Here is an 18,788-nt window from a genome sequence, read left to right on the forward strand (position 1 = left end):
CTCAATCCGCATCCGAATCAAACAACCGCTCCAACTCCACCCGCGCTTCCTTCGCCGTCTGCATCACCTTGGCCCGGTCATCGCGCACCTGCCCCTGCGCCTCCAGCACTTCTTCGTCATGCTGGGTGAACCGCGCAATACGGTCCGCCGCTTGTTCGTCACTCAACCCTAACCCCACCAGCGCACGGCGGGTCAGCTCCAGGCTTGAGTAGAACGTCTCGCGAATGGGCTCGGCACCCACGTCCACCAGCTTGTGCACATGCTGGCGGTTTCGTGCCCGGGCCAGCACTTTCAGGTGCGGGTACAGGCGCTTGACCCGCTCCGCCGTGCGGGTGGTGACTTCCGGGTCGTCGGTGGTGATCACGAAGTACTCCGCCTCGCCCACCTTGGCCGCATGCAGCACTTCGGGGCGCAGGGGGTCGCCGTAGAACACTGGGGCCTGCTCGAACATGCGGGTCATCTCGATGGCGTCCACCGAGGTTTCCAGGGCGATGAAGGGGATCTTCTGAGCACGGAGGATGCGCGAGACGATCTGCCCCATGCGGCCCATGCCAACGATCACCACGCGCGGTGCATCGGTCTGGATCTGCTTGTACTGTTCGGGCACTTCACGCTGCGGTTGCGGGCGCTTGAGGGCACGGGCGCAGCCGAGCATCAACAGGGGCGTGATGGCCATCGACAAGGTGATGGTCATCATCAGCAGGTCGTAGGTCTGGGTGTCGAACAAGCCTTGGTCCTTGCCCAGCTTGAACACCACGAAGGCGAACTCGCCACCCGCCGCCAGCACCATGCCCAAGCGCAGGGCGCTGGCGCTATTGAGGCCGCCGGCCAGCCGGCCGACCACTATCAGCAAAGTCAGCTTGACCGCGATCAGCAGCAGGGTCAGGCCCAGCAGCACCAGCGGCATTTCCAGCAGCAGGCTGAGGTTGGCGCCCATGCCGACACTGATGAAGAACAGCCCCAGCAGCAGCCCTTTGAACGGTTCGATCTGCGATTCCAGCTCATGCCGGTACTCCGAGTCGGCCAGCAACAGGCCGGCCAGGAATGCACCCAAGGCCATGGAGATACCGGCCTCTTCCATCAGCCAGGCGGTGCCGATCACCACCAGCAGTGCGGTGGCGGTTGAAACTTCTGGCAGGCCGGTGCGCGCGACGATGCGGAACACCGGGCGCAGTAAGTAGCGGCCGCCCACGATGACCACGGCGATGCTGGCGAACACCTTCAGTGCATGTTCAAGGCTGTCACCGTGGCCGGTATCCGGGCCGCTGGCGGCCAGCAGCGGGACCAGGGCAATCAGCGGAATGGCAGCGATGTCCTGGAACAGCAGGATGGCAAACGCCAAGCGACCGTGCGGCGCGTTGAGCTGCTTGCTTTCGGCCAGGCTCTGCAGGCCCAGGGCGGTGGATGACAGCGCCAGGCCCAGGCCCAGCACCAAGGCGGCGGCCAGTGACTGGGCGAAGCCGAACAGGGCGATGGCGCCAATCACCGCGCCGGTCAGCAGTACCTGCGCAGCGCCCACGCCGAACACCGACTTGCGCATCAGCCACAAACGCTTGGGCGACAGTTCCAGGCCGATGATGAACAACAGCAGCACCACGCCGAGTTCAGAGATGTGCGCGACGCTTTCGGTATCGCGGATCAGCCCCAGTGCCTGCGGGCCGATGGCCACGCCGGCCAGCAGGTAGCCGATCACGGCGCCCAGTTGCAGGCGCTTGGCCAGGGGAACAGCAAGGACCGCAGCGAGCAGGAAGATCACTGCGGTTTGCAGAAGGCTGCCTTCGTGTGGCATTGGCTCGTACTCCATGAGCTGCCGGGGCAGCGTTGAACAATGTGGCCGGCAATTCTGGGCATTGTGCGGGCGTCAGACAATCCGGCTTGCAGGAGAAACATTGTCCCGCTTAACAAGACAATCAGCTGATCGCACGCGCATCGGCTCAGCTCTCGCCAAACTGCGCCCGGTACTGTGCCGGCGTCATGCCGATGCGCTCGCAAAACACCTTGCGCATATGCCGATCACTGCCAAACCCACAGCGTGCCGCCACCACCTTCAACGGCAGGTCGCTGCCTTCGAGCAGTTTGCGCGCCTGGTCAATGCGCGCATTTTGCAGGTACTGCAACGGCGTGATGCCGACCTCGCGCTGGAATGTACGGGCAAAGTTGCGGCTGCTCATGGCCACCAGGTCGGCCATTTTCTGCACGGTAAAGGCCTGGTCTATATGGTCGACGATATAGGCCTGCACCCGCGCGGTTGGCGAATCATCACGCGGCACGGCCGCCAGCAACGGCCCATACGGGGTTTGCCCGCCCTGACGATGGCGAGCGACCAGCAGCACCTTGGCCACTTCCAGGGCCAGGGCCTTGCCGTGGTCTTCAGCGACCACGGCCAGCGCCAGGTCGATACCGGCGGTGATGCCGCCCGAGGTGATCAGGCAGCGGTCGATCACGTAGATCTGTTCGGTCTCGACGTTCGCCTCAGGGAAGGCCCGCGCCAGCCGTTCGACATAGTTCCAGTGGGTGGTGCAGCGATAGCCGCCGAGCAGGCCGGCCCGGCCCAGCAAGAACACGCCGGTGCAGATGGCGCCAAATCGCTTGGCCCCGCGCACGGCCTGTGGCAGCCAGTGCTCAAGGCCCGGCAGCGCGACGTCATAGGCCCCTGGGCCGCCGGGTACCAGCAACAGGTCGACGGCTTCGGGCAGCTCTTCCAGGCGCAGGTCGGCCATCACCCTCAGCCCGCATGAACCGCGCACCGTACCCTGGCCTTCGGCCAAGGTGATCAGCCGGTACTGCCGCTCAGCGGGCAAAAACCGGTTGGCGATGGCAAAGGCGTCCATGGGGCCGGTGACATCCAGCAACAGCACATCATTGAACAGCACCATCGCCACGGTGCGGTGGGCGGAATTTTCCTGCATGCCTCTTTCGCCTTGAATGCGGGCCGCCGGTAGCGGCCTGAAACTGAATACGCGCGCATCTTAAGGTATTGGTATAGCGGTCAGGGCCAGCACTGCACAATTAAGAACTCTTCAGGTTTGGCTCAGGACTTTGTCATGTCGCGGGGGCGAGACTTTCCTCATTGAACAGGAGAGTCGCCATGAGCCCTCTGACGATCCACAGCACCTCACCGGCCCCAGGCGCGCTGACCACTGCGCGGCTGCGCCAGGCCAAGGAACTGATGCTGCACAGCCCTTTGTCGATCATCGAGATCGCTGGTGTGTGCAACCTGACCCGCAGCCATTTCTCGCGCGCGTTCAAGGTCAACACCGGTTTGTCGCCCCAGGCCTGGCGCCTGCTGGCGCGCATGGAGAAGGCCAAGCGCCTGCTGGCCACCGAGGTGCCGATCACCCATGTCAGCCTCGAATGTGGTTTCTGCGACCAGTCCCATTTCACCCGGGCATTCAGCCGCCTGGTCGGCCAGCCGCCCAAAGCGTGGCGGTTGACCACGCAAGGTGCCGCATCCGGCCCGCATTCTTAAGCGCCTTTTATCCATTGGTATACCACCTTCGGGTAGTACGCCTGAGTTTCACACCCTAAGCCCAATGCAAGGAGTTACCCTCATGAGCCAACCGGATTACAAGCGCCTGAACAAAGACGACGCCGTGGTGCTGCTGGTCGACCACCAGACCGGCCTGATCTCCCTGGTGCAGGACTTCTCGCCCAACGAGTTCAAGAACAACGTACTGGCCCTGGGCGACCTGGCCAAGTTCTTCGGCCTGCCGACCATCCTCACCACCAGCTTCGAACAAGGCCCCAACGGCCCGCTGGTGCCCGAGCTGAAAGAGATGTTCCCAGACGCGCCGTACATTGCCCGCCCTGGCCAGATCAACGCCTGGGACAACGAAGACTTCGTCAAGGCGATCAAGGCGACAGGCCGCAAGCAGCTGATCATCGCCGGCGTGGTCACTGACGTGTGCGTGGCCTTCCCGACCTTGTCGGCGCTGGCTGAAGGCTTCGAGGTGTTCGTGGTGACCGACGCTTCCGGTACCTTCAACGAAACCGTGCAGCAGGCCGCGTGGGTACGCATGACCCAAGCGGGCGCACACATGATGAACTGGTTCTCGGTGGCCTGTGAGCTGCACCGCGACTGGCGCAACGACATCGAAGGGCTGGGCAATCTGCTGTCGCAGCGGATTCCCAACTACCGCAACCTGATGAACAGCTATGCGGCGTTGAGCGCTCGCTGATCCACGCCTGCACAGCGACAAAAAAGCCGGCGCCCTCACAGGGCGCCGGCCTTTTCGTTTGCCACTAGCGGGTGATTACTTACCCGCCGTCAGCGCGTTGTAGCTGGTCATCAAATTCCGATAATCCGGAATGTGGTTGGAGCACAGTGCTGCCAACCCTTCGACGTCATTGCGCCAGTCGCGGTGCAGCTCACAGGCCACGCCGAACCAGGTCATCAGCTGCGCACCGGCACGGCTCATGCGGTCATGGGCGGCATCGCGGGTCATTGCATTGAAGGTGCCGGAAGCGTCGGTCACCACGAACACCTCGAACTCTTCTTCCAAGGCTGCCAGCGCCGGGAATGCCACACAGACCTCGGTCACTACACCGGCGATGATCAGCTGCTTCTTGCCAGTGGCCTTCACTGCCTTGACGAAATCTTCGTTGTCCCAGGCGTTGATCTGGCCTGGGCGGGCAATGTACGGGGCCTCTGGGAACAGCGCTTTCAGCTCGGGGACCAGCGGGCCGTTGGGGCCTTGCTCGAAGCTGGTGGTGAGGATGGTTGGCAGATTGAAGAACTTGGCCAGGTCCGCAAGGGCCAGTACGTTGTTCTTGAATTTGTCCGGTTCGATGTCACGGACCAGGGACAACAGGCCAGCCTGGTGGTCGACCAGCAGCACAGCGGCGTCATCTTTGTTCAGGCGGTTGTAGGTGAATTTGCTCATGGTCCGTGCTCCTAAAAGGCTTCGATGTTTTCAGTAAGTGGGGTGTTTCGCGTTGATGGGCACAGATTAAATTCATCACCTTTGCTGCGGTAGACTGCGAAAATTGCCCTTAGCGTTCCATTTGGAGAACGATCATTGGAAGACCTCAACTCCCTCTACTACTTCACCCAAGTCGTCGAGCACGGCGGCTTCGCCCCGGCCGGGCGGGCGCTGGACATGCCCAAGTCAAAACTCAGCCGGCGCATTGCCGACCTTGAGGACCGCCTGGGCGTGCGCCTGCTGCACCGCACCAGCCGGCACTGCTCGTTGACCGAAATTGGCCAGGCCTACTACAACCGCTGCCTGGCCATGCGCGTGGAAGCCGAGGGCGCGGCGGAGATCATCGAGCGCAACCGCAGCGAGCCTCGCGGCCTGGTGCGCATCAGCTGCCCGACCACCCTGCTCAACTCCTGGGTCGGGCCAATGCTGACCCGTTACATGCTCAAGTACCCGCAGGTGGAGCTGTTCATCGAAAGCACCAACCGCCGCGTCGACCTGCTGCACGAAGGCTTCGACGTCGCGCTGCGCGTGCGCTTTCCGCCACTGGAAAACACCGACATGGTGATGAAGGTGCTGAGCAACAGCACCCAGTGCCTGGTGGGGCATCCGCAGTACCTGGCGCAACTGCCCGAAGGCTTCGACCCGCAGCTGCTTGGCACGCTGCCCAGCGTGCATTGGGGCAGCGCCCAGCGTGAGTACCAATGGGAGCTGTTCCAGGGCGAGGACATGAGCCGCAGCATCGTGATCCCGCACACGCCGCGCATGGTCACCGACGACCTGTTCGCGCTGCGGCATTTTGTAGTGGCCGGGGTTGGCATCGCGCACTTGCCACGGGTGGCCGTGCGCGAAGACTTGGCCGAGGGCCGGCTGGTGGAGTTGCTGCCGGAGTGGCACCCGCGGTGCGGCATCGTGCATGCGATCTTCCCGTCACGGCGCGGGTTGTTGCCGTCGGTGCGGTCGCTGATCGATCACCTGGCCGAGGAGTTCGCGATCAGCGACATGGCCTGAGTCAGTTGCTGTCCGTACCGGCCTCTTCGCGGGGCACCAGCGCCCTGGAGACCACGCGATTCCTGTGGGAGCGGGCTTGCCCCGCGAAGAGGCCAGCACACCCTTACAAGACCTTGGCCTACGCTTGCCTCACAGTCTCGGATCATCCACCCCGGAGCCCTCATGATCCGCGCCAATCACGGACCAGGCCGCGCCCTGCTCGCCTCCCTCGCCCTCTACCCCGCACTTAGCCAGGCAGATGAACCCGGCTGGTCGCTGCTCAGCCGCAACTACTTCCTGCACAGCGACTTCCGCTCGCCTTCCGGCAGCGGCCAAAACTACCGCCAGGAATGGGCCCAAGGCTTCATCGGTGAAATCCGTTCGGGGTTCACCGAAGGCACGGTGGGTGTTGGCATCGACGCGCATGGTTTTCTCGGCCTCAAGCTCGACGGTGGCCGCGGCCATGCCGGTACCGGCTTGCTGCCGCGTGACAGCGATGGCCGTGCCGAGTCCGACTATTCCAGCGCCGGTGCAGCCCTCAAGCTACGCCTGGGCAATAACCTGCTGCGCTACGGCGAGATGACTGTCGAGACACCGGTGTTCGACACCGGCGACAAACGCCTGCACCCCGAATACGCCACGGGTTGGTTGCTGGAGAACACCGACCTGCCCGACTGGCGCCTGCAGGCGGGCCGCTTCACTGCGTTCAACAACCAGGACAACAGTTCGACCCACGACGATTTCGCCGGCTACGGCGCCACCACCCATGGCCGCGCTATCAGCCTGGCCGGCGCCACGTTCGCCCCCGATGGCCCGTTCGGCGGTGCGCTGTACACCAGCCAGCTGCAAGACACCTGGCGCCAGGCCTACCTCAATCTCAACCTGGCCGAGGGCAATTGGCGCCTGGACGGCAACCTCTACAAAACCCGCGATACCGGCAACGCCAGCGCTGGCGCCATCGACACCACCGCCTACAGCCTGGCGGGCAAGTACCGCTTCGGTGCCCAGGCGCTGACCCTGGCCTACCAGAAGGTCGAGGGCGACACCCCCTTCGACTTCGTCGGCGGCGACTCCATCTACCTGGCCAACTCGATCAAGTACGCCGACTTCAACGGCCCCGGCGAGCGTTCGTGGCAACTGCGTTACGACCTCGACTTCGTCACCCTCGGCATGCCCGGCCTGAGCCTGATGGGCCGCTATGTCAGCGGCCGCGGTGTCGATGGCACGCATGCCCCGGCAGGTGGCGCCTACACCGCGCAACAGGGCCAGGGCGGGCGCCACTGGGAGCGCGATGTCGACCTCAAGTACGTGGTGCAGTCCGGCGCCGCCAAAGACCTCAGCCTGGCGCTGTCCCACGTCAGCCACCGCGCCAACCAAGCCCAGGCGGGCGATGATATCGACCGCTTCTACGTGATCATCGAATACCCACTCAAAGGCGGCTTCTGAAAAAAAGGGGGCCGCTGCGCGGCCCATCGCAGGCAAGCCAGCTCCTACAGGTGAGCGAAATGCACAAGAAATACGCTCTCCCTGTAGGAGCTGGCTTGCCTGCGATGGGCTGCACAGCAGCCCCAATTAAGGCCAATGAGCGCGCCCTTTTCCTCACCTCAACTTAGAACGCAAAACACGAACACCCCAACGCCCCCCAGAACCCTTGGAAGTCGTTCACCGGCACGCTGGAATGCCGCGCCTTTTCGTGGCTGTGTGCATGCACCCCACACGGCCCGCTGCACTGGTGCACCGCCGCGGCCAGCGATGGCGTACCCACACGCCAGTGCCCCGGCACCTTGGCCACCGGCGACCATTCCGGCAGTACCGGTACCTGCGGTGGGCCGAGCCTGTCGAACTCGCCAGCAGCGTACACGACCTTGCCGTCAACGATGGTCAGCACCGACTCGATGCCCTTGATCGCTTCTTCCTCGACACTGAAGAAGTCCAGCGACAACGCCGCCAAGTCCGCCAACTGGCCAACCTTGATCTGGCCCTTCTTGCCCTGCTCGCTGGAGAACCAGGCGCTGCCCTGCGTGAACAATTGAAGCGCGGTGTCGCGGCTCAGGCCCTCGGGGTACAGCTCCATGCCGCCGACGGTTTTGCCGCTGACCAGCCAGTACAGCGAAGTCCACGGGTTGTAGCTGGAGACGCGGGTTGCGTCGGTACCGGCCCCAACCGGCACGCCCATGTCGAGCATGCGCTGGATCGGCGGGGTCTGCTCGGCAGCCTTGGCGCCGTAGCGGTCGACGAAGTACTCACCCTGGAAGGCCATGCGGTCCTGGATGGCGATACCGCCGCCCAAGGCGCGCACGCGCTCGATGTTCTGTGGGGTGATGGTCTCGGCGTGGTCGAAGAACCACGGCAGGCCATTGAACGGAATGTCGCGGTTGACCTTCTCGAACACATCCAGCATGCGCGTGATGGATTCGTTGTAGGTGGCGTGCAGGCGGAACGGCCAGCGCTGCTCGACCAGGTGGCGTACCACCGGTTCCAGCTCTTCTTCCATGGTTTGCGGCAGGTCCGGGCGCGGCTCGAGGAAGTCCTCGAAGTCGGCCGCGGAGAACACCAGCATCTCACCCGCGCCGTTATGGCGCAGGAAGTCGGTGCCGCTGTGCAGCTTGACGCTGGAGGTCCACTTCTTGAAGTCGTCGAGTTCTTCCTTGGGCTTCTGGGTGAACAGGTTGTAAGCGATACGCACGGTCAGCTGGTTGTTGTCTGCCAGCTCCTGGATCACCGAGTAATCGTCGGGGAAGTTCTGGTAGCCGCCCCCCGCATCGATGGCGCTGGTCAGGCCCAGGCGGTTGAGCTCACGCATGAACTGGCGGGTCGAGTTGACCTGGTACTCCAGCGGCAGCTTCGGCCCTTTGGCCAGGGTGGCGTAGAGGATCATCGCGTTAGGGCGGGCGATGAGCATGCCGGTCGGCTCGCCGAACTTGTTGCGCTGGATCTCGCCACCCGGCGGGTTCGGCGTGTCCTTGGTGTAACCCACGGCTTTGAGCGCGGCGCGGTTGAGCAGCGCGCGGTCGTACAGGTGCAGCAGGAACACTGGGGTATCGGGCGCGGCCTGGTTGATTTCTTCCAGGGTCGGCATGCGCTTTTCAGCGAACTGGAACTCGTTCCAGCCACCGACCACACGCACCCACTGCGGGGTCGGGGTACGGGCGGCTTGGTCCTTGAGCATGCGCAGGGCATCGGCTACCGAAGGCACGCCTTCCCAGCGCAGCTCCAGGTTGTAGTTCAGGCCACCGCGGATCAGGTGCAAGTGGGAGTCGTTCAGGCCCGGGATGACCGTGCGCTGCTTGAGGTCGATGATCTGCGTGGTGGCGCTTTTGTGGGCCATGGCTTCGGCGTCGCTGCCGACGGCGATGAAGCGGCCGTCCTTGATGGCGACGGCGGTGGCGGTGGGCTTCTCACGGTCGACAGTGTGCAGTTTGCCATTGAACAGAATGAGGTCGGCGGTCATGGAGCCTCCTTGAGTGGATGCATGGGCGGAACCGGCGGAGCCGGCGAAGGGCAATGCGGACCAGAGCGCGCCGGCGGCACCGAGCACGGTGCTGGTGGCGAGGAACTGGCGACGGCTCTTGTCGTTAGGGTCCTGGGACATGGTCTTCTCCGTCTGGGTGCGGCAGCGGCAAGCGCAACTGCGGAGCATGCCGGCTCAAGCCTGGTCAGGGATTGCATGGATGTGCGGTGGGTTGAAGAAGGTTAGCCCTGTTCACGTTTTGTGCTGCCAGGGCCGGCCTCTTCGCGGGCAAGCCCGCTCCCACTGGGGCATCACATGCCCCAAAAGCTGTGTTGATCCTGTGGGAGCGGGTTTACCGGGGCGCCGGACCGCCGCGAATGCCTCACACCGTCATCGCTGGAGGAACGCCAACAAGTCTTCATTCAGCTGCTGCGCATGCGTCACGGCAAACCCATGCGGCGCACCTTCATACACCTTCAGCTCGGCCCCACGAATCAACTCGGCGGCTTTCTTGCCCGTGGTCTCGAACGGCACGATCTGGTCCGCGTCACCGTGAATCACCAAGGTCGGCACCTCGATCTTGGCCATGTCCGGGCGGAAGTCGGTCTTGGAGAACGCGGTGACGCAATCCAGCGTGCCCTTGATCGAGGCCAGCAGCGCGATGTTCAGGGTCTGCGTCAGCACCCCCTGGGACACCTGCTGCCCTTGGTTCAAGCCATAAAACGGCGTGGCAAAATCGGCGATGAACTGCGCCCGGTCGGCACGCAAGCCCGCCTGAATACCCTCGAACACCGCAGCCTCGACCCCCTCAGGGTTGTCATCCCGCTGGCCAAACACCGGCGTCACCGCCCCCAGCAGCACAAGCCCGGCCACCCGCTCGTTACCATGGCGCGCGATGTAGCGGCTGACATCGCCACCGCCCATGGAGAAGCCCACCAAGGTCACTTCACGCAGGTCGAGGTGTTCGATCAGTTGGGCGATGTCATCGGCAAACGTGTCGTAGTCATAGCCATTCCACGGCTGGCTCGACCGGCCGAAACCACGGCGGTCGAAGGCGATGGCGCGGTAGCCACGGCTGGCCAGGAATTCCATCTGCGAATCCCACATGTCGGCGTCCAACGGCCAACCATGGCTGAACAGCACGGGCTTGCCGCTGCCCCAGTCCTTGAAATAGAGCGAAGTGCCATCGCGGGTTACGAGTGTGCTCATATCGGTATCTCCTTGAAAGTCTATGGGGAAGGGGCTGAATCAGCCACGCAGCCAGTTGGCGCAGCGGCGGGTTACCCACGGCATGATGTAGAACACCACGGGCAGGATGACAAACAGGTTGACGATCAGGTTGCCGGTGATCGCGCCGCCCAAGTGCGGAAAGCGCGCGAACAACGGCGCCAGCAGTTGCGGAATGACCATGGTCATCGGGCAGATCACCAGGTAGGTCAGCAACGCTTGCTTCCAGCGCGGCGGTTGTGCCGCCGTGGTGCTCGGTGGGGTGAACCAGAACTCTGGGTCTTCGTGAACCTGGGTGTTGTCGCCCTCCTCCAGCAGCGGCAGCACCTGGCTGACCAGCGTCTGGCGCTCGGTGGAGTTGACCCAGGCCTGCAGCAGGCTGGCATCGCTGAAGCGCACCACGGTGGTGAAGTGGCGGCCGCCGTCTTCGGGGCGGATCACGTTGACGTCGAGGTGGCCGGGTTGGCGGCGCGCGGCACTGACCGTGTGCTTGAGCCAGTCCTCGTAGCCGGCCAGCGCCTCGGCGCGAACCTTGTGCTGGATGACCAGGGTGACCACGTTGCGGTTGTCTTGGAGTGCGGTGTTCATCGACATTCCTTGGGATGAGCTGGCCCGCACTCACTGTGCAACAGCGAACGGGCGGAGGATTGAATGGGTGTGCTGCCCTTGCCGGGCACCGACGGTCGGTGCCCGGTGCGCGGCGGGTTACTTGCCGGCGTTGAAGGCGTTGTAGCTGGTCATCAGGTTGCGGTAGTCCGGGATGTGGTTGGAGCACAGCGCCGCCAGGCCTTCGACGTCATTGCGCCAGTCGCGGTGCAGCTCACAGGCCACGCCGAACCAGGTCATCAGCTGCGCACCGGCCTGGCTCATGCGGTCATGGGCGGCATCGCGGGTCATCGCGTTGAAGGTGCCGGACGCATCGGTTACCACGAACACCTCGAACTCTTCTTCCAAGGCTGCCAGGGCCGGGAAGGCGACGCAGACCTCAGTCACTACACCAGCGATGATCAGCTGCTTCTTGCCGGTCGCTTTTACCGCTTTGACGAAGTCTTCGTTGTCCCAGGCGTTGATCTGGCCTGGGCGGGCGATGTAAGGGGCGTCTGGGAACAGCGCTTTCAATTCAGGCACCAGCGGGCCGTTGGGGCCTTGCTCGAAGCTGGTGGTGAGGATGGTGGGCAGGTTGAAGAACTTGGCCAGGTCGGCCAGGGCCAGCACGTTGTTCTTGAACGCGTCTGGCTCGATGTCGCGGACCAGGGACAGCAGGCCAGCCTGGTGGTCGACCAGCAGCACAGCGGCGTCGTCTTTGTTCAGGCGGTTGTATTTGAATGGGGCCATGGTCGTTGCTCCTAAGGGTTTTGATGTTCAGTAAGTGGGGTGTTTCGCGTTGATGGGAGAAGATTAAAACCATCACCTTTGGAGCGGTAGATAGCGGTTTTTGGCTTTAGCGTTCTGTTTTGTGAACGATTGATTGGCAGGCCTGTAAACCGGCAAGCCGGCTTCATGGACGCTGGGCTTGTTGAAGACCACAAGCCAATTCCTACGCCATTGCTTCGTCTGAAGAAAATCCAGGGGGATATGAAGCCAAGCGGCAGATGCTGGCGATCGTTACGCTCGAGAGCGGAAAAATACTGTGGAATTTCATGCAGTGCGACGCGAAAGCACTCAACAAGCACCGCCATGGCGAACTGCTGTACAAGCGCTATGAGTTTCTGCCGGGCAAAGAAAAGGGCCACTGTCACCAGTAGCCCTGAATAGACGCTTGATATTCATATACACACCCTCAAGCCGGGGTGTGGAGGTCTCACCCTGCGCTGATGATTCAGCCATCGACGGGGTTCCTACGCCAGTTACTGCCGCTGAATGGCAACTGGTTTCGCGCTCGGGTAAAACGCTATCACAGTCTTTGAGCAAGTCAACAGCTTTGCGGCAATGCGGGATGTAGTTGGAGCACAGCCCGCGACCCCTTCGACCACAGGGCAACGGCCTTGACCGTCAGATACAACTTACCCGTCCCCCATTGCCTGCCTGCCCAACCTGCTCTATTACTACGCACAGCCCTCCCCTCACCCCCGAGACCACCATGCTGGCTTTCATCCAGTCGTCCCCGTTGTTGCTCGGCACTTCACTGATCCTGCTCGACCTGATTCTCTGGCAACTGATCCCCCTCCAACGCCGGGCCTGGCGTATCGGCTCGCGGCTGGTGATTTTCCTGCTGTTCAGCTGGGTGCTGCTGGCCGCGGGCATGAGTCCTTTGCAGCCGCCGCCATGGCCTGACGATGTGTCGCGCAACCTGATGGCGACAGTGCTGACGATCGGCTGGTGGCTGTTCGGTGCGCGCACGGTGACTGTGGTGTTCGGGCTGTTGCTGGTGGCGCGTGGTAGCCATGGCGGGCGGTTGCTGCAGGATGTGCTGGGGGCGCTGATCTTTTTGGCGGCGGTGGTGGCGGCGGCGGGCTATGTGATGCAACTGCCGGTGAAGGGGCTGCTGGCCACCTCCGGGGTGATGGCCATCGTCATCGGCCTGGCGCTGCAAAGCACCTTGGCCGACGTGTTCAGCGGCATCGTGCTGAACACGACGCGGCCGTATCAGATCGGCGATGCCATCTCCATCGACGGCACCGAAGGCAAGGTGCTGGACATCGACTGGCGTGCCACGCGGCTGCTGACCAGTGCCGGCAGCCTGGCGGTGATCCCCAATTCGGTGGCGGCCAAAGCCAAACTGCTCAACCACAGCCGCCCGCCTGACGTGCATGGGGTGTCGATCAGTGTGGTGGTGCCGGCCAAGGTGCGCCCCAAGCGGGTGTTCGATGCGCTGGAAAAGGCCCTGCAGGGCACGCGCGCGATACTCGCCACGCCCAAGCCCAAGGTCACGGTGAAGGCTTCGACCCTGGAGTCGGTGGAGTACGAAGCCAGTGGCTTCATTGCCGACATGGGCGGCAAGACCGACGCGCGCAATCAGCTGTTCGACCTGGCCCATCGGCACCTGGAGGCCAGTGGCGTGATGTGGAACGTCGACCTGGCCCTGCCGCCGCGCAGCCGCCAACGCGAGGTGCTGGATGAAGTGCGGGTGTTCCGCTCGCTGAGCGATGAAGAGCGCGATGCGCTGAGCCAGCGCATGACGGCCGTGGAATACCTGGCGGACCAAGTGATCCTGGGTGTGGGCGAGCGCTCGGACCACCTGCTGGTGATTGGCAGCGGCGTGGTTTCAGCGTCGATTCGCGATGGTGACAAGCTGCTGGAGGCCGGGCGCATGGGGCCGGGGGAAGTGCTGGGGATCGAGGGCATCATCGACGAAGACGACGGCTTTGCCGAGTTCCGCACGCTGACCAGTTGCGTGCTTTACCGCATCGACAAGGAACAGGTGAAGAGCTGCCTGGTGCAGCGGGGCGAGGTGCAGACGGCGTTGAGCAAGTTGCAGCGGTTCAGGCGGCAGAGCCGGGAGTCGTTGTTGCTGCAGAAGCCGACCCTGATCAAGAAAGGTGGCTTTCTCAGTTGGTTGCACAAGTAAATATGCACCGGCCTCTTCGCGGGCAAGCCCGCTCCCACAGGTAATCCACAGTTGCTGAAGGCTGTGAAAACCTGTGGGAGCGGGCTTGCCCGCGAAGAGGCCAGTAATTACAACACCACCCTCAAGCACTGCCCCGCGTGGTACAGCGAGAACCCGGACTCGTAGAACGCCGTGCGCAGCGACGGGGCGCTCACCCCGGTCATCGGCGAGAACGGAATCGGCAGGCTGTCCGCTTCGCCCTTGAGCAAGAACTCGGCAAACGCTCGCCCGATCACGGTCCCGGTGGTGTTGCCGCGACCGTTGTAACCGGTCACCGCCACCAGCCCCGGCGCCGGCTCGAACAGGCGCATCAGGTGGTCGGGGGTAAAGTCGATGCAGCCGGTCCAGTGCATCTCCCACTCGACCTTGCCCAGCTCAGGGTAGTAATGGCTCTGAATACGGTCAGCCCAGCTGCGCACGAACCAGGCCGGCTTGTTGTCGACCCGGCCCAGGCTGCCGAGCAGCAGGCGGCCCTGGTCGTCGCGGCGGATGCTGCTGAGCACAGTGCGGGTGTCCCAGGAGCCCTGGCCATGCGGCAGCACCTTGTCAGCGGCAGCGCCGTGCAGCGGCTTGGACGCGACCTGGTAGTAGTAACCGCGGAAGAACTGCTTCTGCAGGTTGCTCCAGTCGCCTTCGGTGTAGGCACCGGTGGAAATCACCACCTTGTCGGCGCGCACCGAGCCACGTGCCGTTTTCACGCGCCAGCCATCGCCTTCGCGCTCCAGGCCCTCGACCGAGGACTGCTGGAACACCTTGCCACCCAGGCGCGAAACCGCAGCGGCCAGGCCTTGGGTGTAACCCATGGGGTTGATGGTGCCGGCGCGGCGGTCGAGCAGCGCGGCGGAAATCTTGTCGGTACCGCAGTATTCCTGGCACTGAGCGCCGGTCAGCAGCTCGACGTCAGCACCGCGGCGGCTCCATTGTTCATGGCGGGCTTCGAGGTCGGCAATGCCGGTGGCGTTGTGCGCCATGTGCAGCGTGCCTTTGTGCTGGGCTTGGCAGTCGATGCCCAGGCGCTCGATCATGGCGAATACCTCGCCCGGTGCTTCGCCAAGCACTTTGTTCAAGCGGCTGCCCTGCTTCTGGCCGAGGGTCGCCTCGACGTCGTCGGGGCGGATCCAGGTGCCGGCATTGACCAGGCCGACGTTACGTCCGGAGCCACCGTGGCCGATCTTCCAGGCTTCCAGCAAGATCACCGACTTGCCCTGTTCGAGCAGGTGGATCGCTGCGGACAGGCCGGTGATGCCGCCACCGATGACACAGACATCGGCCTTGTGCTCACCGGCCAGAGCCTGGGCGGCGACGGTCGGTTTGCTGACGAATTCCCACAAGCATTGTTGACGCAGTTCGGACATGGCCGGCTCCAGCAGTGTTGTTCTTATTGCGGGTGCATCTGGTTTTGTTGGGGCCGCTTTGCGGCCCATTCGCGGGACAAGCCCGCTCCCACAGGGACCACACAGGCCTGAAAGGCAGCGGGGATCCTGTGGGAGCGGGCTTGCCCCGCGAACCGGGGGCAAAGCCCCCGGCCATGCAGCATCAGTCGAACACGATACCCTGCGCCAGCGGCAGCTCGCGCGAGTAGTTGACGGTGTTGGTCTGACGACGCATGTAGCCTTTCCAGGCATCCGAACCGGATTCACGACCACCGCCGGTTTCTTTTTCGCCACCAAACGCACCGCCGATCTCGGCGCCGCTGGTGCCGATGTTGACGTTGGCGATGCCGCAGTCGCTGCCCGAGGCACTCTGGAAGCGCTCGGCTTCACGGATGTCGGTGGTGAAGATGCACGAGGACAGGCCTTGTGGCACTTCGTTGTTCAGGCGCAGGGCCTCTTCGAAATCATCGTAGGCCAGCACGTAGAGGATCGGCGCGAAAGTCTCGTGGCGAACCACGTCGCTCTGGGCCGGCATCTCGGCGATGGCTGGGGACACGTAGTAGGCGTTCGGGTACTGGTCAGCCAGCTGACGCTCGCCGCCAAACACCTGGCCACCTTCGTCGCGGGCCTTGGCCAGCGCGCCCTGCATGGCGTCGAACGACAGTTTGTCGATCAGCGGGCCCACCAGGTTGTCTTTGCGTGGGTCACCGATACGTACTTTGCCGTAGGCGGCTTTGACGCGGGCAACCACTTCGTCCTTGATCGAGCGGTGCACGATCAGGCGGCGCAGGGTGGTGCAGCGCTGGCCCGCAGTACCCACGGCGGAGAACAGGATGCCGCGCACAGCCAGGTCCAGGTCCGCGCTCGGGGCCAGGATCATGGCGTTGTTGCCGCCCAGTTCTAGAATGCTGCGGCCGAAGCGTGCGGCAACACGTGGGCCGACTTCACGGCCCATGCGGGTGCTGCCCGTGGCGCTGACCAGCGGCACACGTGGGTCATCGACCATCGCTTCGCCCGCTTCACGGCCACCGATGACCAGTTGCGCCAGGCCAGCCGGTGCATCGCCAAAGGCTTTCAGGGCTTTTTCGAACAGCGCCTGGCAGGCCAGGGCGGTCAGTGGGGTCTTTTCCGACGGCTTCCACACCACCGAGTTACCGGCCACCAGGGCCAGCGCGGTGTTCCAGGCCCAGACGGCAACCGGGAAGTTGAAGGCGCTGATCACGCCAACCACGCCCAGCGGGTGCCAGGTTTCACGCATGTGGTGGCCAGGGCGCTCGGAGGCGATGGTCAGGCCGTACAGCTGACGCGACAGGCCGACGGCGAAGTCGCAGATGTCGATCATTTCCTGGACTTCACCCAGGCCTTCCTGGGTGATCTTGCCAGCTTCGATCGAAACCAGTTCGCCGAGGTCGGCCTTGTGTTCACGCAGCACTTCACCGAACAGGCGGACCAGCTCGCCACGGCGTGGGGCCGGCACGGTGCGCCAGGCGTCGAAGGCGCTTTGCGCCTGATCGATGCGGGCGATGGTCTCGGCCTTGCCGAGCAGTTTCACCGAGGCGATCTGGCTGCCGTCGATCGGCGTGTGAACAGGGTAGTCGCCCTGGGTGTAAGCCTCGGCGGCAACGCCAAGGCGCTCGAGCAATCCAGCAACCATTTGTGCATCTCCTACATCGGTGATGGGGTGGAAAAATGATGTGGATCAGTATTAATCCGATCACACCAGTGCAACAAACGACCTTTATTCCGCATATCATTCCGTCAGGTAATGATTTGAGCCGCAGAGACCGCTATGTCCAAACGCCTGGTGCCCTCCATGACCGCCCTGCAGTGCTTTGAAGCTGCAGCCCGTCATTTAAGTTTCACCCGTGCCGCCGAAGAGCTGCACCTGACCCAGAGCGCGGTCAGCAAGCAAGTGGCGCAACTCGAAGACATGCTGCGCCACCACCTGTTCCTGCGCATTCGCCGCCGCCTGCAACTGACGCCAGCGGGCAGCCTGTACCTGGCCGAGGTCAACAAGATCCTCACCCAGGTGGACATGTCCAGCCGCTACGTACTGACCTATGGCGAGCAGACCGAGATATTGAAGGTAGCCACTCAACCGAGTTTTGGCGTGCGCTGGCTGATCCCCCACCTCAAAGGCTTTGGCAAGCGCCACACCAATATCCACCTGGACATCCGTAACGAGATGGAACCATTCGCTTTGCTGCAAGGCTCGGCGGATGTGGTGTTCTTCTATGGGCAAGGCACCTGGCCGGGGGCGACCTGCGTGGAGCTGTTCCGCGAAGAGGTGGTGCCAGTGTGCGCGCCGGAGCTGTTGGCCGGGCGGGCGCTGGCCGATGCCGGTGAGTTGGCCGAGCTGGTGCTGCTGCAAAGCACATCGCGGCCAGAGGCGTGGCATGAGTGGTTTCTGGAGCTGGGGCTGCAGAGTGTGAGCGCCTACCATGGGCCCCGGTTCGATACGTTCTATATGGCCTTGAGCGCGGCGCAGGCGGGCTGTGGGGTGGCGCTGGTGCCGCGGTACCTGGTGGCCAAGGAGCTGAATGAAGGCAGCCTGGTCATTGCCTGGAATCATGCGATGAAGAGCACCGGGGCGCATTACCTGGCGTATGCCGAGCATGCGGCGGAGGTGCCGAAGGTGCGGGCGTTGGTGGAGTGGATTCGCGAGCAGTTGTAGGTTTGAGATTGCTGGGGGCCGCTTTGCGGCCCATCGCAGGCAAGCCAGCTCCCACCCGAACTATGTAGTCTCCAAGGCTAGCGCCGTACCTGTGGGAGCTGGCTTGCCTGCGATGAGGCCGGAACAGGCACCACAAGACAGTTGCTCCCAAAGGCATTGCGCAGCACCTCGAGGTTGTCTAGTCCTGAAATAGGTTTACACCTTTTCAGGTGAGGCCGTTAGGCCTCAGAGCGCCCGATGCACCGCATCGGGCGTTTTGTTTTTCAGGGCCATATGTGGCCGCTCCGTATTGTAGATTTGCACTGCCTCGTCAACCATCTGCCTCGCTTGTTCCAGGTCTTCAGGGCTGCTCAACAGTAGCTCCATCTTAAGAATTCCGTTGATTCGCTCAGCTAGCGCGTTCTGGTAACAGTCATATCCATCAGTCATCGAGCATTGAACTCCGTACCGCTGATGAAGGGACTGGTACAGCGCTGAGCAGTATTGGGCGGATTCAATCGATCGTCGCAACACAAGATTGTTGAACAGATTTTAGATACTCATTCAGAGCTTCAGCGGGTGTTTTCCAGCCGAGGGGAGTAATCACGCTGAGTACGCTTAACACCTT

Annotated in this window: 16 protein-coding genes and 1 pseudogene; 7 read left to right on the top strand and 10 right to left on the bottom strand. The window is 63.2% G+C overall.

The window, feature by feature from the left end; all coding sequences use genetic code 11:
• Window position 1: 1 nt before the first annotated feature.
• Both ACMCNM_RS27080 and ACMCNM_RS27085 read right to left on the bottom strand, forming a co-directional pair.
• Complete coding sequence (locus ACMCNM_RS27080; RefSeq protein WP_252826214.1) at window positions 2-1,789, bottom strand: monovalent cation:proton antiporter-2 (CPA2) family protein; 1,788 nt, start codon at window positions 1,787-1,789, stop codon at window positions 2-4.
• 145 nt (window positions 1,790-1,934) lie between these two features.
• Entirely contained in the window at window positions 1,935-2,909 is a 975-nt protein-coding gene (locus ACMCNM_RS27085) for a GlxA family transcriptional regulator (RefSeq protein WP_412765742.1), read from the bottom strand.
• A 179-nt stretch (window positions 2,910-3,088) separates the two neighbouring features.
• Here ACMCNM_RS27085 and ACMCNM_RS27090 point away from each other — a divergent pair, with 179 nt between their 5' ends.
• Both ACMCNM_RS27090 and ycaC (ACMCNM_RS27095) read left to right on the top strand, forming a co-directional pair.
• On the top strand, window positions 3,089-3,469 hold the full coding sequence (locus ACMCNM_RS27090) for a helix-turn-helix domain-containing protein (protein ID WP_412765743.1): 381 nt from the start codon (window positions 3,089-3,091) through the stop codon (window positions 3,467-3,469).
• 82 nt (window positions 3,470-3,551) lie between these two features.
• Window positions 3,552-4,178 (top strand): isochorismate family cysteine hydrolase YcaC, encoded by a 627-nt coding sequence (gene ycaC / locus ACMCNM_RS27095; protein ID WP_027592192.1) that lies wholly within the window; start codon window positions 3,552-3,554, stop codon window positions 4,176-4,178.
• Between the two features lie 75 nt (window positions 4,179-4,253).
• Here the strand turns inward: ycaC (ACMCNM_RS27095) and ycaC (ACMCNM_RS27100) are convergent, their stop codons facing one another.
• Window positions 4,254-4,883 carry an isochorismate family cysteine hydrolase YcaC gene (gene ycaC, locus ACMCNM_RS27100; protein WP_099430781.1) on the bottom strand — a complete coding sequence of 210 codons (630 nt, stop codon included), beginning with the start codon at window positions 4,881-4,883 and terminating at the stop codon, window positions 4,254-4,256.
• A 135-nt stretch (window positions 4,884-5,018) separates the two neighbouring features.
• Here ycaC (ACMCNM_RS27100) and ACMCNM_RS27105 point away from each other — a divergent pair, with 135 nt between their 5' ends.
• Window positions 5,019-5,930 (top strand): LysR substrate-binding domain-containing protein, encoded by a 912-nt coding sequence (locus tag ACMCNM_RS27105; RefSeq protein WP_027592190.1) that lies wholly within the window; start codon window positions 5,019-5,021, stop codon window positions 5,928-5,930.
• 162 nt (window positions 5,931-6,092) lie between these two features.
• Entirely contained in the window at window positions 6,093-7,355 is a 1,263-nt protein-coding gene (locus ACMCNM_RS27110) for an OprD family porin (protein ID WP_412765744.1), read from the top strand.
• Window positions 7,356-7,518: 163 nt separating this feature from the next.
• Here ACMCNM_RS27110 and ACMCNM_RS27115 read toward each other — a convergent pair whose 3' ends face one another.
• From ACMCNM_RS27115 to ycaC (ACMCNM_RS27130), 4 genes are all read right to left on the bottom strand, one after another.
• Entirely contained in the window at window positions 7,519-9,360 is a 1,842-nt protein-coding gene (locus ACMCNM_RS27115) for an amidohydrolase (RefSeq protein WP_186681499.1), read from the bottom strand.
• A 390-nt stretch (window positions 9,361-9,750) separates the two neighbouring features.
• On the bottom strand, window positions 9,751-10,569 hold the full coding sequence (locus ACMCNM_RS27120; RefSeq protein WP_085272179.1) for an alpha/beta fold hydrolase: 819 nt from the start codon (window positions 10,567-10,569) through the stop codon (window positions 9,751-9,753).
• Between the two features lie 39 nt (window positions 10,570-10,608).
• Window positions 10,609-11,175, bottom strand: coding sequence for an antibiotic biosynthesis monooxygenase (locus ACMCNM_RS27125; protein WP_027592186.1), 567 nt, complete (start codon window positions 11,173-11,175; stop codon window positions 10,609-10,611).
• 117 nt (window positions 11,176-11,292) lie between these two features.
• Window positions 11,293-11,922, bottom strand: coding sequence for an isochorismate family cysteine hydrolase YcaC (gene ycaC, locus ACMCNM_RS27130; protein ID WP_085272178.1), 630 nt, complete (start codon window positions 11,920-11,922; stop codon window positions 11,293-11,295).
• Between the two features lie 257 nt (window positions 11,923-12,179).
• Between ycaC (ACMCNM_RS27130) and ACMCNM_RS27135 the strand changes: the two genes are divergently transcribed.
• Together ACMCNM_RS27135 and ACMCNM_RS27140 are read left to right on the top strand one after the other, a co-directional pair.
• Window positions 12,180-12,332: a hypothetical protein gene (locus ACMCNM_RS27135; protein WP_177323865.1), complete on the top strand. Its 153-nt coding sequence runs from the start codon at window positions 12,180-12,182 to the stop codon at window positions 12,330-12,332.
• A gap of 335 nt (window positions 12,333-12,667) precedes the next feature.
• Window positions 12,668-14,095, top strand: coding sequence for a mechanosensitive ion channel family protein (locus tag ACMCNM_RS27140; protein WP_099430783.1), 1,428 nt, complete (start codon window positions 12,668-12,670; stop codon window positions 14,093-14,095).
• A gap of 107 nt (window positions 14,096-14,202) precedes the next feature.
• Here ACMCNM_RS27140 and ACMCNM_RS27145 read toward each other — a convergent pair whose 3' ends face one another.
• Window positions 14,203-15,489, bottom strand: a complete 1,287-nt coding sequence (locus ACMCNM_RS27145) for an NAD(P)/FAD-dependent oxidoreductase (RefSeq protein ID WP_412765745.1) — start codon at window positions 15,487-15,489, stop codon at window positions 14,203-14,205.
• A 181-nt stretch (window positions 15,490-15,670) separates the two neighbouring features.
• On the bottom strand, window positions 15,671-17,161 hold the full coding sequence (locus ACMCNM_RS27150; RefSeq protein WP_012274799.1) for an aldehyde dehydrogenase family protein: 1,491 nt from the start codon (window positions 17,159-17,161) through the stop codon (window positions 15,671-15,673).
• Window positions 17,162-17,296: 135 nt separating this feature from the next.
• Between ACMCNM_RS27150 and ACMCNM_RS27155 the strand changes: the two genes are divergently transcribed.
• A complete protein-coding gene (locus tag ACMCNM_RS27155) occupies window positions 17,297-18,181 on the top strand; it encodes a LysR family transcriptional regulator (protein ID WP_027592182.1) in 885 nt (294 codons plus the stop codon).
• Window positions 18,182-18,406: 225 nt separating this feature from the next.
• Here ACMCNM_RS27155 and ACMCNM_RS27160 read toward each other — a convergent pair.
• Window positions 18,407-18,673, bottom strand: a pseudogene (locus ACMCNM_RS27160) (transposase); the annotation flags it as partial.
• Between the last annotated feature and the right edge of the window lie 115 nt (window positions 18,674-18,788).

It is taken from the genome of Pseudomonas sp. NGC7, from assembly GCF_047159675.1.
GTDB classification, from domain to species: Bacteria; Pseudomonadota; Gammaproteobacteria; order Pseudomonadales; family Pseudomonadaceae; genus Aquipseudomonas; species Aquipseudomonas kermanshahensis.

Coding starts and splice junctions, on each gene's coding strand:
- ACMCNM_RS27080 (WP_252826214.1), bottom strand. CDS start 1,789: ATGCCACACGAAGGCAGCCTTCTGCAAACCGCAGTGATCTTCCTGCTC.
- ACMCNM_RS27085 (WP_412765742.1), bottom strand. CDS start 2,909: ATGCAGGAAAATTCCGCCCACCGCACCGTGGCGATGGTGCTGTTCAAT.
- ACMCNM_RS27090 (WP_412765743.1), top strand. CDS start 3,089: ATGAGCCCTCTGACGATCCACAGCACCTCACCGGCCCCAGGCGCGCTG.
- ycaC (WP_027592192.1), top strand. CDS start 3,552: ATGAGCCAACCGGATTACAAGCGCCTGAACAAAGACGACGCCGTGGTG.
- ycaC (WP_099430781.1), bottom strand. CDS start 4,883: ATGAGCAAATTCACCTACAACCGCCTGAACAAAGATGACGCCGCTGTG.
- ACMCNM_RS27110 (WP_412765744.1), top strand. CDS start 6,093: ATGATCCGCGCCAATCACGGACCAGGCCGCGCCCTGCTCGCCTCCCTC.
- ACMCNM_RS27115 (WP_186681499.1), bottom strand. CDS start 9,360: ATGACCGCCGACCTCATTCTGTTCAATGGCAAACTGCACACTGTCGAC.
- ACMCNM_RS27120 (WP_085272179.1), bottom strand. CDS start 10,569: ATGAGCACACTCGTAACCCGCGATGGCACTTCGCTCTATTTCAAGGAC.
- ACMCNM_RS27125 (WP_027592186.1), bottom strand. CDS start 11,175: ATGAACACCGCACTCCAAGACAACCGCAACGTGGTCACCCTGGTCATC.
- ycaC (WP_085272178.1), bottom strand. CDS start 11,922: ATGGCCCCATTCAAATACAACCGCCTGAACAAAGACGACGCCGCTGTG.
- ACMCNM_RS27135 (WP_177323865.1), top strand. CDS start 12,180: ATGCTGGCGATCGTTACGCTCGAGAGCGGAAAAATACTGTGGAATTTC.
- ACMCNM_RS27140 (WP_099430783.1), top strand. CDS start 12,668: ATGCTGGCTTTCATCCAGTCGTCCCCGTTGTTGCTCGGCACTTCACTG.
- ACMCNM_RS27145 (WP_412765745.1), bottom strand. CDS start 15,489: ATGTCCGAACTGCGTCAACAATGCTTGTGGGAATTCGTCAGCAAACCG.
- ACMCNM_RS27150 (WP_012274799.1), bottom strand. CDS start 17,161: ATGGTTGCTGGATTGCTCGAGCGCCTTGGCGTTGCCGCCGAGGCTTAC.
- ACMCNM_RS27155 (WP_027592182.1), top strand. CDS start 17,297: ATGTCCAAACGCCTGGTGCCCTCCATGACCGCCCTGCAGTGCTTTGAA.